The sequence below is a fragment of the Halomonas sp. A29 genome (genome assembly GCF_046723295.1).
Lineage (GTDB): Bacteria > Pseudomonadota > Gammaproteobacteria > Pseudomonadales > Halomonadaceae > Halomonas.
In genome coordinates this window covers 287312-302172 of sequence record NZ_JAXQPR010000006.1, presented here as the reverse complement: position 1 = coordinate 302172, position 14861 = coordinate 287312, and the positions used below count along the sequence as shown (strand labels likewise).

Sequence of the window (14861 nt, the reverse complement as noted above, 5' to 3'; positions counted from 1 at the left end):
GAGGAAGCTTTCCATGGACACACCCTCTCCGGCTCCCCTTGACGATCCACTGGATTCGGCGCGGCAAGCCACTGCCAAGATGCTTGCCGAGCGAGCGCCCAACTTCTCGCTGCCCCAGCCCTTCTACAACGATGCGCGGCTGTTCGCCCTGGACATGCAGGAGATCTTCGGCAAGGAGTGGCTGTTCGCCGGCATGACCTGCGAAATTCCCGCCAAGGGCAACTACATGACCCTGCAGGTCGGCGACAACCCGGTGCTCCTGGTACGCGGCGACGGCGGTGCGATCCATGCCTTCCATAACGTCTGTCGTCACCGCGGCTCGCGGCTGTGCGTCAGTGACAAGGGCAAGGTGGCCAAGCTGGTCTGCCCCTACCACCAGTGGACCTACGAGCTCGATGGTCGCCTGCTGTTCGCCGGCAGCGACATGGGCGAGAACTTCGACCTGGCCGCCTATGGCCTCAAGCCGATCCACGTGCGCACCGGCGGTGGCTTCATCTTCGTCAGCCTGGCCGAACAGCCGCCGACCATCGACGACTTCCTGATCACCCTGGAGCACTATCTCGAGCCCTACGAGATGGGCAACCTCAAGGTCGCCGTGGAGTCGAACATCGTCGAGCAGGCCAACTGGAAGCTGGTCATCGAGAACAACCGCGAGTGCTACCACTGCAACGGCGCCCACCCGGAGCTGCTGAACTCGCTGCAGGAGTTCGACGACACCGACGACCCGCGCGCCACGCCCGCCTACAAGGCGCTGGTGGCAAAGAAACAGTCCGACTGGGACGACCAGCAGATTCCCTGGCAGCTCAAGCGCTTCGGCAAGCGCAACCGCCTGACCCGCACGCCGCTGCTGGATGGTGTGGTCTCCATGACCATGGACGGCCAGCCGGCCTGTCGCAAGCTGATGGGCCGCCTGACCAGCCCCGACATGGGCTCGCTGCGCATCCTGCACCTGCCCAACTCCTGGAACCACTTCATGGGCGACCACGCCATCGTGTTCCGCGTGCTGCCGCTGGGCCCCCAGGAGACCCTGGTGACCACCAAGTGGCTGGTGCACAAGGACGCGGTGGAAGGGGTCGACTACAACCCCGATGAGATGCGCCGGGTATGGGACGCCACCAACGCCCAGGACAAGCGCCTGGCCGAGGAGAACCAGCGCGGCATCAACTCCAAGGCGTACCAGCCGGGCCCCTACTCGGAAACCTATGAGTTCGGCGTGATCGACTTCATCGACTGGTACAGCGAGCGGATGCAGGAGAACCTGGGCCACAGCGCCCCCCACCTGCAAATGGTGAAGGGCTAGACGCCTATCACTTCTTGCGACCAGTGAAATCGCCCCCGGCCAAGGCCGGGGGCGATTCGTTTCATACCGGTCGAGCGGCCAGCAACTAGCCGACGGCAGGCTGCAGATGACTAACCAGTGCCTCGCGCACCTCCGGCAGCATGACACTGGCTTGGGCCTCCAGCTCGGTGACCAGCGCCGCCAGACCGGGCACTTCCGCCTCGGCCTGCCGCTGAGCGGCAAGCCGAGCGCAGGTGTCTGGATCGGCATCGACAGGTAGATCGATGCCCAGCGCCACCAGGCGCTGGCGGAAGTCCTCCGCATCGATCAAGTCAGCGTACATCATCTCTCTCACCTCCCGCTGCCGCTAGCTGTCGTTTACTCCTCTAGGTTACCCGCTCGGGGGTCAGGCAGCCACGCTGCCGTGGGGATCGATACCCGAAATGGCTCGCCGCGCCGCCTTCTGCGCATCGTCGGCGAGCTCGGGTTCCATTTTACGCAGCCACGCTACCGTGGGGGTCGATGACGAATTTCTTCGCCGCGCCGCCATCGAAGTCGGCATAACCCTGCGGTGCCTGATCCAGCGAGATTATCTGCACGTTGACCGCGTCGGCGATCTTGACCTTCTCGAACAGGATCGCCTGCATCAGCGGGCGGTGGTACTTCATCACCGGGCACTGGCCGGTATGGAAGGAGTGGGACTTGGCCCAACCGAGGCCGAAGCGCATGCTCAACGCACCCTGCTTGGCGGCATCGTCCACGGCGCCCGGGTCTTCGGTCACGTAGAGGCCTGGAATGCCGATCTGGCCACCGGCACGGGTCATCTGCATCGCCGAGTTGAGTACAGTGGCGGGAGCTTCCTTACCATGGTTGCAACCACAGGCATGGGCCTCGAAGCCGACGCAGTCGACGAAGGCATCGACTTCGCGCTCGCCGAGAATCGCCTCGAGCTTGTCGGCCATGTCGCCGTCCTGGGTCAGGTCGATGGTTTCGCAGCCGAAGCTGCGCGCCTGGGCCAGGCGCTCTTCGATCATGTCGCCGACGATTACGCAGGCCGCACCCAGCAGCTGGGCCGAGACTGCCGCCGCCAGGCCCACCGGACCAGCTCCGGCGATATAGACGGTGCTGCCAGGCCCGACGCCGGCCGTCACGCAGCCGTGGAAGCCGGTGGGGAAGATATCCGAGAGCAGGGTGAGGTCACGGATCTTGTCCATGGCCTGGTCGGTATCCGGGAACTTCAGCAGGTTGAAGTCGGCGTAGGGCACCATGACGTATTCGGTCTGGCCACCGACCCAGCCGCCCATGTCGACGTAGCCATAGGCTGCGCCCGGGCGCGCCGGATTGACGTTGAGGCAGATCCCCGTGCGGCCTTCCTTACAGTTGCGGCAACGTCCGCAGGCGATGTTGAACGGCACCGAGACCAGATCGCCCGGCTTGATGAACTCGACGTCGCGCCCGCACTCGACCACCAGACCAGTAATCTCGTGGCCCAGAACCAGGCCGGACGGCGCGGTAGTGCGTCCACGCACCATGTGCTGGTCGCTGCCGCAAATATTGGTGGTGACCACCTTCAGGATCACGCCATGGTCGCATTTGCGGTTGCCGATGGCGAGTTCCGGATAGGGAATGGATTCGACGTCGACCTTACCCGGGCCCTTGTAGACGACTCCTCGGTTGGCTTGGCTCATGTCAGGCTCCAGTTCGTTGTTGTCTTGTAGCGGCACATTCCGCCCGCTTCAGCCTATGCCCTCCACTCTGTCGCACTTGCCCCATAGAGACATCCACATGCCTGCCTGAGACATCCCACCGCGGCGATGAGCCAATGGATAGCTGGAGGTCGCTTTCACGACACTCCCGGTGCCCGCCTGACCCAACAATGACTCGCCCGGAGCGCGCGACGCTTGCGGACTCCAACAACAACATGCGAGGAATCCCCATGAAGCATGACGATGCACCGATCCTTTCGCCCGGGCAGGACAATGCCCAAGTGCTGGGGATGGATTTCCATCATCCCGTCTTTCCTCTCTCGGCCCTAGCCATCCTGGCCTTCATCCTCTACGCACTGATCTATCCCGACGCCGCCAACAGCCACCTCACCGCAGCCCGCGGCTGGTCGATCGAATACTTCGATTGGCTGTTCATGATTGCCGGCAACCTCTTCGTGCTGCTGTGCCTGGCGCTGATTGCCATGCCGGTGGGGCGCATTCGCCTGGGCGGCATCCAGGCCCGGCCGGAGTACTCGACGCTCTCCTGGTTCGCCATGCTGTTTGCCGCCGGCATGGGCATCGGCCTGATGTTCTGGAGCGTGGCCGAGCCGGTGGCCTATTACACTGACTGGTACGGCACCCCGCTCAACGCCGAAGCGCATACCCCGGCCGGGGCCAGCGCGGCCATGGGCGCCACCATGTTCCACTGGGGCCTGCACCCCTGGGCGATCTACGGCGTGGTTGGTCTGTCGCTGGCCTTCTTCGCTTACAACCGCGGCCTGCCGCTGACCCTGCGCTCGGCCTTCACGCCGATCCTCGGTGAGCGCGTGCGCGGTTGGTTCGGCCATATCATCGACATCGTCGCGGTGCTGGCCACCATCTTCGGCCTGGCCACGTCGCTGGGCTTCGGTGCCTCCCAGGCGGCGGGGGGTCTCAACTACCTGTTCGACATACCCAATACCATCGGTACCCAGCTCGCGATCATCGTGGTGGTCACCGCAGTAGCACTGTTCTCGGTGTGGCGCGGCATCGATGGCGGCGTCAAGCTGTTCTCCAACATCAACATGGTGATCGCCCTGGCGCTGCTCACCTTCGTGATCGTCACCGGCGGCGTGCTGCTGTTCGTCAACAACCTGTGGAGCACCACCCTGGCCTACGTCGGTCATATCGCACCGCTCTCCAACTGGATCGGCCGCGACGACACCACCTGGTACCACGGCTGGACGGTGTTCTATTGGGCCTGGTGGATCTCCTGGTCGCCCTTCGTCGGTATGTTCATTGCACGGGTTTCCCGTGGGCGTACGGTGCGCGAGTTCCTGATTGCCGTGCTGCTGGTGCCGACCCTGGTTACCCTGGTGTGGATGAGCGCTTTCGGCGGCACCGCCCTGGGCCAGTCGGTCGCAGGCGTCGGCGCCCTGGCCGACGGCATCAGCGACGTCTCGCTGGCGATGTTCCAGATGCTCGAGCACCTGCCGCTGACCACCCTGACCTCAAGCCTGGCGATCCTGCTGGTGCTGATCTTCTTCATCACCTCGTCGGACTCCGGCTCGCTGGTGATCGACAACATCACCGCCGGCGGCAAGACCGACGCACCTCGCGGCCAGCGCGTGTTCTGGGCGGTGCTGGAAGGCGTGATCGCAGGCATCCTGCTCTACGGCGGCGGTAGCGCGGCGCTGGGCGCGTTGCAGGCGGGTGCCGTGGCCACCGGGCTGCCCTTCACCCTGGTGCTGCTGGGCATGGCCTTCTGCCTGGTGAAAGGATTACTGGAAGAACAGCGTGGGCTGGCGGCAGCCAAGCCGGCCTGATACTCAAGCTGCCCTGCCCCAAACGCAACAACCCCGGCCTTGGCCGGGGTTGTTGTTTGTGAGGGTGGTTTAGAGAGATGCGAACGGTCAGGAGAACTCCGCTTCATGTCGCAAGCAATGGGGACCTGAGCGCCGGCACGTCACCCTCGCAGTGCCACGCATGCTGCATGAGCACAGTGGCGATGGGTTAAACGCAAAGACCCCGGCCTTGGCCGGGGTCTTTGCTTGGTCAGCTGCTTCGCACAAGTCTAGCGAAGCACACCCTCTTCTTTCAGTAATTTGTAGATCGCCTCGGCGCCCTGCTCCGGCGTCACGTCGGTGAGCACCTGGCCACTGCCGCCCTCGGCCTTGGCCGCGGCGGCCTTGAAGCGTTCCCGCGCCGATGTCGCCTTGACGATCTTGAGCCGCTTGGGACGCTTGCGGGCTGGCGTCTCGCTCCATTCCGCCTGGGCCTCGTCCCATACCACCGCGGCGGTCTCGACCGCGATCTCACCGCGCCGGGCCGGCCCGAAAGCGCTCTGGCGGGCCGTCGCAGCAGCGGCATCGACGGTGACGATAGCGGGCAGACGCACCTGGAGCCGACGGCGCTGGCCGCGCGGCAAGGCCTGAAGCAGCGTGGCGACGCCGTTCTCGATCTTTTCCACCCCGGCCAGGCCACTGACCAGCGGCCAGCCCATGCGTTCTGCTAGCAGGTAGGGCAACAGCCCCGATCCCTCTCCCTGCTCGGCACGCTCACCGGCGATGATCAGCTGTGGCCTTGCCTCATCCAACACACCGGCCAGGGCAGGTATTACGTCGGTGCCGGACGGCTGTTCGACCAGGGTCAGCTCCGGCAGGCCCATACCCAGGTAGCCGCGCAGGGCGTTCTCGCTCTGCTCGTCGAGCGCTCCCGCATGCAGCAGCGTGATACTCGCCTTGTCGAGGGACATGGCCAGTTCCACGCCGCGGGCGTCCTGGTCGGCGCGACGGCCGCGGCCGGTCAGCGGATGCCGGCCGACGGAAACCAGCACCGCCACTTCGAGTACCGCCTCTTTTTGCGCTTCAGGCTGCATCGCGCTTCTCCTGTCGTTGCCGCTCAACCAGCTCGACCAGCGCCGCGAGAATGCGCGACGAGTCTCCGATTACCGCCAGATCCGCGCGCTTGATCATGTCGCATCCCGGGTCGAGATTGATGGCGACGACCTTCTCGCAGCTCTGGATACCCTGCAGGTGCTGGATGGCACCGCTGATACCCACCGCCACGTAGATCCGGGCTGTGACCCAGGTGCCGGTGGCGCCCACCTGGCGGTCACGTGGCATGAAGCCGTCGTCCACCGCGACCCGCGAGGCGCCTTCGGTCGCTCCCAGCACCTTGGCGGCATGGTGGAACCCTTCCCACTCCTTGACGCCGTTGCCAGCGGAAAGGATGAACTCGGCCTCGGCCAGGGCCACGCCGGCCGGATCGACGGCCACCTGGCCGCGATCCTCGATGCGCGTCAGCAGGGCAGGCAGCGGCTGGGACAGCGCGAGAGGACGGGCCGCATGGCGGGTTTCGGAAACGGGCTCGGCACATTCGGGCAATGCCAGTACGACACGCGGCAGGGCGCGCTGTATATCGGTGGTGCCGGCGGCCCCCCGCCCCGTACAGCGCCAGCCCAGCGGCGCCGTGGCTTCGGGCTCGATCTGCCACACGCCAGCGGCGGGCCGCTCCTGGAGACGTGCCGCCAGCCGCCGCCCCAGGTCGGCACCGCCCAACTTGGAATCGGGCAGCAGCCAGTGCCGCGGCGTAAACTCATCCTCGACAGCGACGAGCGCCGCCAGGCGGGCTTCCGGCGCATAGCCATCGAACAGAGCGTCATCGAGATGCAGCAGGCAGTCGACTCCGGCCTCGCCGAACGACTCTTCCTTATGGCTGCCGAAGACTATCGCCAGCACCGCCCCCGGCCGCTCGCCATCGGCGTCGGCCAGCTGCCGGGCCAGGCCCAGCAGGTCGCGGTCGTGGGCCGAGAGGCGCCCGCCGGAAATGTCCGGTACCACTGCCACCAGGAAGGCCGGCTCGGCAATCGTCACCTGACGGCGGCTGTCCTTCGTCTCCGCCGTGCCGGTGGCGGCATGGCCGCCCTGCTGAGCGCCGCTGCGGTCGATGCGCTTGATGCCGTTGGGGCCGATGAAGCCCACTGCATGGGGATTCTTGCGGATCACCCCGTTGGGGCCCATCCACTCCGTCGCTGCGGACGTACCCTCGCCGAGCTCTGCCAGCACACTCAAATGTTCGGGATGCAGGCGGTTGCGGGCGATCCACTCCTTGCGCGGATCGCGGCGCTGGATATCGCTCATGGTGTCACCTCCTCGACGGATGACTGCGGTGCCCGGGCGTTACCTGAAGCAGCGGCAGCGGGACGCTCCACCAGGGCATCAGCGACCAGTTCGGCGATGTCGCGCACCTCGGCGCTGGCATCCACCACGCCTTCGAGCATGGCGGTACACTGCGGGCATCCCACCGCGACCAGCTCGGCTCCCGTCTCGCGCACGTCGTTCATGCGCATGTCGGGTATCCGCTGCTTGCCGGGAATATCGGTGATCGGCGCGCCGCCGCCGCCGCCGCAGCAGCGCGAGCGGAAGCCGGAGCGTTCCATCTCCTTGACCTCGATGCCCAGTGCCCTGAGCACGTTGCGCGGCGCCTCGTACTCACCGTTGTAGCGGCCCAGGTAGCAAGGGTCGTGATAGGTGACCTTGCCGCCTTTCCAGGGCGCAAAGTACAGGCGCCCCGCCTCATACAGTTCGGCGATGTAGGTACTGTGATGGCGGACTTCATAGTTTCCGCCCAGCTCACCGTACTCGTTGCCGAGCACGTGGAAACTGTGGGGGTCGCAGGTAACGATATGCTGGAAGCGGTACTGCGACAGGGTGGCGATATTGCGTTTGGCCAGCGACTGGAACGTTGCCTCGTCGCCCAGGCGCCGTGCCACGTCGCCGCTGTCGCGCTCCTCGTTGCCGAGCACGGCGAAGTCGACCCCCGCCGCACGCAGCACCTTCACCAAGGCCCTTAGCGTCCTTTGGTTGCGCATGTCGAAGACACCATCGCCCAACCACAGCAGCACGTCGACCTGTCCCACCTCGCGCATCAGCGGCAGGCTGAGGTCCGCGGCCCAGTGCATGCGCGAGCCGGGATCGAAGCCGCCCGGGTTGTCGGTGGCGATCAGGTTGTCGAGCACTTCGGCCCCCTTGTTGGGGGTATTGCCATGCTCCAGCGTCAGGAAACGGCGCATGTCGACGATGGCATCGACGTGCTCGATCATCATCGGGCACTCTTCGACACAGGCACGGCAGGTCGTGCAGGACCACAGCGTTTCGGCATCGACCAGCGCGGTGCCCTCGCGGGCCACGATGGGCCCGTGAGGGGCGCCCTGGTGCTTGCCTACCGGTTTGCCCGGGTAGGGAGAACCGGCATACCCGGCATCGCTGCCCCCGGCCATGCCGACCACCATGTCCTGGATCAGCTTCTTGGGGTTGAGCGGCTGGCCGGCAGCGAAGGCCGGGCAGACCGCCTCACAACGGCCGCACTGTACGCAGGCATCGAAGCCGAGCAACTGGTTCCAGGTGAAATCGCTGGGCGTCTCGACGCCGAGCGGGGCCTTGGGATCGTCCAGGTTCAGCGCCTTGAGGCCGGTGGAGCGCTTGCCCTCACCGAAGCGCTCGGGGCGGCGATGGAAGGCCAGGTGCAGGGCACCGGCGAAGGCGTGCTTCATCGGCCCGCCCCAGGTCATGCCGAAGAACATCTCGCCCAGGCCCCAGGTCAATACCGCGGCCAACGCCAAGGCGAGGATCCAACTGCCCGTTCCTTCGGGGAGTACGCCGACCGTCGGCAGAGTGATCAGGAAGACGCTCAACGAAAACGCCATCAGGCTCTTGGGCAGCCGCATCCACGGCCCCTTGGAGAGCCGTGCGGGAGGGTTGCGCCGCCGCTTGGCGACGAACAGGCTACCCACGAACATCAGCGCACTGGCGGCCAGCAGCAGCCCGCCCAGCACGGGATTGGCAAGCCCCAGGCCATGCACCAGGATCATCAGTACGGCAGCCGCCACGAAGCCACCGGCGGTGGCCACGTGGGTGTTGGACATGACCTTGTCGCGCGCCACCACATGGTGCAGGTCGACCAGGTAGCGGCGCGGCATGGCCGCAAGACCTTGAAGGATAGGCACCGACGATGGCCGCCCTTGGCGCCACAGGAGAATGCGTCGCACGGCACCGATCACGGCCAGCGCCAGGGCGGAGAAGATCAGTATCGGCAGGAGGGTGTCGAGCATGGTGCTCACCTCGTCTCATAAGCCGTTGGCTTTGGCGTTAGCTTTGGGTCGGGCTTTACCGGCGGCAGGCCTATGCGAGGGCGCTGTGGACCCTTCCCTGGGCGCTACATTTGCCATCCATGGCAAATGACCCTCGCGACGGCCTGCCCCCGGCGCCCCTCACCGTTGGTGGCTTTCGCCAACTCAGAGGTCTTTACACAGCCGCAGGGCGTCATAGATCGCGGCATGCGTATTGCGCGGTGCGGTGCAGTCGCCCAGGCGGAACAGCAGGTAGCCGTCCCCCTGCTCGCTCAGGCAAGGCTGCGCCTTGGCGGCATAGAGCGCCTCGAGATCCACCTGGCCACCATTGCGCGCGCGATCCTTGAGCGCGTAGTAAAGCGCCTCGTCGGGCCGCACGCCGTTCTCCACTACTACCTGGTCGACCACGCGCTCTTCCAGCGCGCCGGTGTACTCGTTCTCGAGTACCGCCACCAGGCCGCTGCCCTCGCGGTAGACCTTGTGCAGCATCAGGTCGGAGGTCATGATCACCTCCTTCTCGTAGAGGCTGCGGTAGTAGGTGGGGAAGGTGGTACCACCCACCGCTGCACCGGGCTTGATGTCGTCGGTGACGATCTCGACCTTGGCGCCCTTGTCGGCCAGGTAGTCCGCCGCCGAGACGCCGGAGAACTCGCAGATGGCGTCGTAGATCAGCACGTTCTTGCCCGGCGCCACCTTGCCCGAAAGGATGTCCCAAGTGCTCACCACCAGGCTCTCCTCGGGATTCTCCGAATAACCCCACTCGGGATACTGGCTGAGGAAGGGTTGACCGCCGGTAGCGAGAATCACGACGTCGGGGCGCAGATCCTCCAGGGTCGCCTCGTCGGCGCGGGTGCCCAGGCGCAGGTCGACACCGAGGCGCGCCAGTTCGAGCTGATACCAGCGCGTGATGCCGGCGATCTGGTCACGCTGCGGGGCCTGGGCGGCAATGGTGATCTGTCCGCCCAGCGCCTCAGCGGCCTCGAACAGGGTCACGTCGTGGCCGCGCTCGGCAGCGACGCGCGCCGCCTCCATGCCGCCGGGGCCACCTCCCACCACCACCACCTTGCGCTTGGGACCTTCGCTCTTCTCGATGATGTGCGGCAGACCCATGTATTCCCGCGAGGTGGCGGCGTTCTGGATGCACAGCACGTCGAGGCCCTGGTACTGACGATCGATGCAGTAGTTGGCGCCGACGCACTGCTTGATCTGATCGATCTGGCCCATCTTGATCTTGGCAATCAGGTGCGGATCGGCGATGTGCGCCCGTGTCATGCCCACCAGATCGACGTAGCCCCCTTCGAGGATACGCTGGGCCTGGTTGGGGTCCTTGATGTTCTGGGCATGGATCACCGGTACGCTGACCACTTCCTTGATGCCCGCCGCCAGGTGCAGGAAAGGCTCCGGCGGGTAGGACATGTTGGGAATGACGTTGGCCAGGGTATTGTGGGTATCGCAGCCGGAGCCGATCACGCCGAAGAAATCCACTTGGCCGGTGGCGTCGTAGTAGGCGGCGATCTTCTTCATGTCATCATGGGACAGACCGTCCGGATGGAACTCGTCGCCGCAGATGCGCATGCCGACGACGAAATCGTCGCCGACTTCTGCGCGCACCGCCTTGAGCACTTCCATGCCGAAGCGCATGCGGTTCTCGAAGCTGCCGCCCCACTGGTCGGTGCGCTTGTTGACCCGCGGGCTCCAGAACTGGTCGATCAGGTGCTGGTGCACGGCAGACAGCTCGACGCCATCGAGACCGCCCTCTTTCGCCCGCCGCGCGGCCTGGGCGAAGTCGCCCACGATGCGCCAGATCTCCTCCTCCTCGATGGTCTTGCAGGTGGAGCGGTGCACCGGCTCGCGGATACCCGAGGGCGACACCAGCGTGGGCCAGTCGAAACCGTCCCAACGCGAGCGCCGACCCATGTGGGTGATCTGGATCATGATCTTGCCGCCGTGCTTGTGCACGGCATCGGCGAGATTCTGGAAGTGCGGGATGATGCGGTCGGTGGAGAGGTTGACCGAACTCCACCAGCCCTGGGGGCTGTCGATGGAGACCACCGACGAGCCGCCACAGATGCACAGGCCGCAGCCGCCCTTGGCCTTTTCTTCGTAGTATCTGACGTAGCGCTCAGTGGTCATGCCGCCGTCGGTGGCGTGCACCTCGGCATGAGCGGTACTGACCACGCGGTTGCGGATGGTCAGCTTGCCGATCTGGATCGGCTCGAAAATCGCATCGAATGCCATGGAAACCTCCTCAAACCTGGGCGCTGGCCAGCGGCTTAACAGTGAAGATGCCTACTTCGCAGTCGGGCTCGGCGGCGCTCTGGGTCTGCTCGGCAACGGTGCGCAGGCTGCTGCCGCGGGCGGCGAGGATCTGGTCCATGGCACCGGCGAACCAGCCGGTGAACATGTACTCTTCCTTTTGCCCCGTCTTGCCGAGCTGGTAGACGAAGGCGCTGTGCTCCAGGCGTACCCGCGCGGTACCGGCCTCGAGATCGATCTCTTCGGTCACGAACTTGCCCCAGCCGCGCTGGGAGAGCCGCAGCATGTAGTGCTCGAACACTTCCACCCCGGCCAGGCCGTGCAGTTCGGCTTCCTTCTCGCACCAGTGCCAGGCGCTCTTGTAGCCGGCGCGGTAGAGAATCTCGGCATACTTGTCCACACCCAGCGCTTCAGCGACGGCGGTGTGGTTGTTGATAAAGAAGTGGCGCGGCACGTAGAGCATCGGCAGGGCGTCGGTGGTCCATACGCCGGTCTCGCTATCCACTTCGATGGGAAGCTCGGGGGTCATCTTGGTCACGGTCTTGTTCCTCAAAATCGTTGTTCTTGGCAGTCGCCATCTGGCTTGGCAGTTTCGGGGCTTCCGGCGACAGGTCTTTGCGAAGGCGCTGTAAACCCATCCCTGGGCGCTACATTTGCCATCCATGGCAAATGACCTTCGCTACGACCTGTCCCCGGCGCCCCGATCGGCCCGATGTCGGCCTTGGCTAAATCAGGCGCCCCATACGTCCTTCAGGATGCGCACCCAGTTCTCGCCCATGATCTTGCGCACCTGAGTTTCACTGAACCCACGGCGCAGCAAGGCTTCGGTGAGGTTGGGGAACTCGCCGATGGTGCGAATGCCCTCGGGATTGATGATCTTGCCGAAGCTGGTCAGGCGACGGGCGTAGCCCTTGTCGTGGGTCAGCCACTCGAAGAAATCCTTGCCGTGGCCCTGGGTGAAATCAGTGCCGATGCCGATGGCATCCTCGCCGACGATGTTCATCACGTACTCGATGGCCTCGACATAGTCGTCGACGGTGGCGTCGATACCGGCGCGCAGGAAGGGGGTGAACATGGTCACGCCGACGAAACCGCCGTGCTCGGCGATGAAGCGGAGCTCCTCGTCGGACTTGTTGCGCGGGTGCTCCTTGAGGCCCGAGGGCAGACAGTGGGAGTAGCAGACCGGTTTCTTGGATTCGAGGATGACCTCCTCGGAGGTCTTGGAACCGACATGGGAGAGGTCGCACATGATGCCCACGCGGTTCATCTCGGCGACGATCTCGCGGCCAAAGCCGGAGAGCCCACCGTCGCGCTCGTAGCAGCCGGTGCCCACCAGGTTCTGGGTGTTGTAGCACATCTGCACGATGCCCACGCCGAGCTGCTTGAAGATCTCGACGTAGCCGATCTGGTCCTCGAAGGCGTGGGCGTTCTGGAAGCCGTAGATGATGCCGGTCTTGCCCTCTTCCTTGGCCCGGGCGATGTCGGCGGTGGTACGCACCGGGCGCACCAGATCGCTGCACTCGGCCATCAGTTGGTTGGACTTGACGATGTTGTCGACGGTGGCCTGGAAACCCTCCCACACCGAGACGGTGCAGTTGGCCGCGGTGAGCCCACCGCGACGCATGTCCTCGAACAGCTCGCGGTTCCACTTGGCGATAATCAGGCCGTCGATGACGATGGCGTCGTCGTGCAGGTCATGGGGGGTCATGAGGCGTGCTCCGGATCGGGGTTGACTGATGGCAGCATAGCGCCGGCCAGGCATACCTCGACTTCTGGAAGCGACGGCGATAATTCCAAAAGCGTCATTCCTGTCGTGACTGCGACGAACGGCATGATTTTGACGCCGAAAACAGAAAAAACGAGGGCACAAGCAAGCCGCCTCCCGCGGAAGTGGGAGACGGCGGCAACGCTGGGAGAAGAAGGAAATCGCTCGCGGCGCCGTGGCCGCGAGCCGTCGGCCTCAGTGGTCCAGGCGAACGCTGGCGTAGGTCGGCTCGCCACGGGCCTGGTCGAGCGCCATCAGCGCTGCAGAGATCGGTTGCTCCGGCACGGGCTGGAAGGCAACCGGTTGCAGCAGGAGACTGCCGGCTGGCTGTTCGGGCAGCACGGGGGGCCGCAGCGGGCTCACGCCCAAGCGCTCCTCTCGCGGCGGCAGGCCGAAGAACTCCCGGTAGCACTTGGAAAAATGGGGAGTGGAGACGAAGCCGCAGGCCGAGGCCACCTCGATGATCGACATCGAGGTCTGCTTGAGCAACTGGCGTGCCCGGGTGAGGCGCAGCTTGAGGTAATAGCGCGACGGCGAGCAGTCGAGGTACTTCTGGAACAGCCGTTCGAGCTGGCGGCGCGAGACGTCGACGTATGCGGCCAGTTCCTCGAGCGCGATGGGCTCCTCCAGATTGGCCTCCATCAGCGCGACGATCTCCAGCAGCTTGGGTTGGGTGGTACCCAGCACGTGCTTGAGCGGCACACGCTGATGGTCGTTTTCACCGCGCATGCGGTCGCAGATGAACATCTCGGAGATGCCCGCCGAGAGATCACGACCATGCTCGCGGCTGATCAGGGTCAGCATCATGTCCAGCGGCGCGGTACCGCCCGAGGCAGTGGCCCGGTCGCGGTCGATGGAGAACAATCGAGTGGTCAGCACCGTGCGAGGAAACGACTCGCGCATCGCCGCAATACACTCCCAGTGCACGCTGGTCTCATAGCCATCCAGCAGCCCCGCCTTGGCCAGCGCCCAGCTGCCGGTGCAGATGCCGCCCAGCCGACGCGACAGGCGCGCCTGGGACTGCAGCCAACTGACATGCTCGCGCTGCACGGCGCGGGCTGGCCCCACCCCACCGCAGACGATGACCATGTCCAGCGCCAGCGGCATGGTGATGGCACCGTCCGGGGTAACCCGCAGCCCATCGCTGGCCGAGATCGGCCCGCCATCCACGCTCAGCGTGAACCAGCGGTACAGCTCGCGCCCGGCCAGTTGGTTGGCCATGCGCAACGGCTCGATGGCCGAGGCCAGCGAGAACAGCGTGAAGTTTTCCAGCAGCAGGAAGCCCAGCGTCTGGGGAGCCGGCTCCTTGCATGAAGTCTGGGAGGAGGAAGCCTGGGTGGACGTCGCCATCGTCATACTCCAATGCCGTGTGTCGTTATGATTATCGGCATGTTTACCCGTTAGGGTGCTGTGTCAGGGTCATGGGCAAGTCGTGGGTCATGGGGTCTTGGATCGGTGCGCCGAGATGTCGCGATCAGGCAAGCCCTACCTTTGACAATATTACAAGTTGTCGCTCTCGGATATGTAAAAATCGGTCAAATCGTGAGCGACCGCTAGTCTTACGGTCGCAAAATGTCGCAATTGGAACGACTGAAGGTCGCCCTCAGGAAAACCCAGGTGACTCGTCTCGCTCGATATGCCATGACATGCCCCTCCGGTCACACGAGGCCGGCCCATCGAGACTCGCTGGAGCCAGCAGTTGGACTGGGGTCGCAACGAAGCGCTGCAACGAAAAAGCCCCACGGC

At 65.0% G+C, this 14861-nt stretch carries 11 protein-coding genes; 2 read left to right on the top strand and 9 right to left on the bottom strand.

Going from position 1 to position 14861, the window contains the following annotated elements; genetic code table 11:
• Positions 1–13: 13 nt before the first annotated feature.
• On the top strand, positions 14–1300 hold the full coding sequence (locus SPH52_RS13835; RefSeq protein WP_411795611.1) for an aromatic ring-hydroxylating oxygenase subunit alpha: 1287 nt from the start codon (positions 14–16) through the stop codon (positions 1298–1300).
• A gap of 85 nt (positions 1301–1385) precedes the next feature.
• Here the strand turns inward: SPH52_RS13835 and SPH52_RS13830 are convergent, their stop codons facing one another.
• Positions 1386–1625 carry a hypothetical protein gene (locus SPH52_RS13830; protein ID WP_411795610.1) on the bottom strand — a complete coding sequence of 80 codons (240 nt, stop codon included), beginning with the start codon at positions 1623–1625 and terminating at the stop codon, positions 1386–1388.
• A 148-nt stretch (positions 1626–1773) separates the two neighbouring features.
• Complete coding sequence (gene fdhA / locus SPH52_RS13825; protein WP_411795609.1) at positions 1774–2967, bottom strand: formaldehyde dehydrogenase, glutathione-independent; 1194 nt, start codon at positions 2965–2967, stop codon at positions 1774–1776.
• A 248-nt stretch (positions 2968–3215) separates the two neighbouring features.
• On the opposite strand from fdhA, the gene SPH52_RS13820 reads away from it, so the two are divergent.
• On the top strand, positions 3216–4790 hold the full coding sequence (locus SPH52_RS13820; protein WP_411795608.1) for a BCCT family transporter: 1575 nt from the start codon (positions 3216–3218) through the stop codon (positions 4788–4790).
• Positions 4791–5038: 248 nt separating this feature from the next.
• On the opposite strand, the gene SPH52_RS13815 is transcribed toward SPH52_RS13820, so the two are convergent.
• The 7 genes from SPH52_RS13815 to SPH52_RS13785 all read right to left on the bottom strand — a co-directional run bounded on the left by SPH52_RS13815 (position 5039) and on the right by SPH52_RS13785 (position 14465).
• Entirely contained in the window at positions 5039–5842 is an 804-nt protein-coding gene (locus tag SPH52_RS13815) for an electron transfer flavoprotein subunit beta (protein ID WP_411795607.1), read from the bottom strand.
• Positions 5832–7106, bottom strand: a complete 1275-nt coding sequence (locus tag SPH52_RS13810; protein WP_411795606.1) for an electron transfer flavoprotein subunit alpha/FixB family protein — start codon at positions 7104–7106, stop codon at positions 5832–5834. Before SPH52_RS13810 ends, SPH52_RS13815 begins: the two co-directional genes overlap by 11 nt.
• Positions 7103–9076, bottom strand: a complete 1974-nt coding sequence (locus tag SPH52_RS13805; RefSeq protein WP_411795605.1) for a (Fe-S)-binding protein — start codon at positions 9074–9076, stop codon at positions 7103–7105. Before SPH52_RS13805 ends, SPH52_RS13810 begins: the two co-directional genes overlap by 4 nt.
• A 183-nt stretch (positions 9077–9259) precedes the next feature.
• On the bottom strand, positions 9260–11332 hold the full coding sequence (gene dgcA / locus SPH52_RS13800) for a dimethylglycine demethylation protein DgcA (RefSeq protein ID WP_411795604.1): 2073 nt from the start codon (positions 11330–11332) through the stop codon (positions 9260–9262).
• Positions 11333–11342: 10 nt separating this feature from the next.
• The gene (locus SPH52_RS13795; protein ID WP_411795603.1) at positions 11343–11888 is read right to left on the bottom strand and encodes a DUF5943 domain-containing protein; all 546 of its coding nucleotides are present in this window, start codon (positions 11886–11888) and stop codon (positions 11343–11345) included.
• A gap of 192 nt (positions 11889–12080) precedes the next feature.
• Positions 12081–13058 (bottom strand): dipeptidase, encoded by a 978-nt coding sequence (locus SPH52_RS13790; RefSeq protein WP_411795602.1) that lies wholly within the window; start codon positions 13056–13058, stop codon positions 12081–12083.
• A gap of 252 nt (positions 13059–13310) precedes the next feature.
• Positions 13311–14465 (bottom strand): GlxA family transcriptional regulator, encoded by a 1155-nt coding sequence (locus tag SPH52_RS13785; protein ID WP_411795601.1) that lies wholly within the window; start codon positions 14463–14465, stop codon positions 13311–13313.
• Positions 14466–14861: the final 396 nt, after the last annotated feature.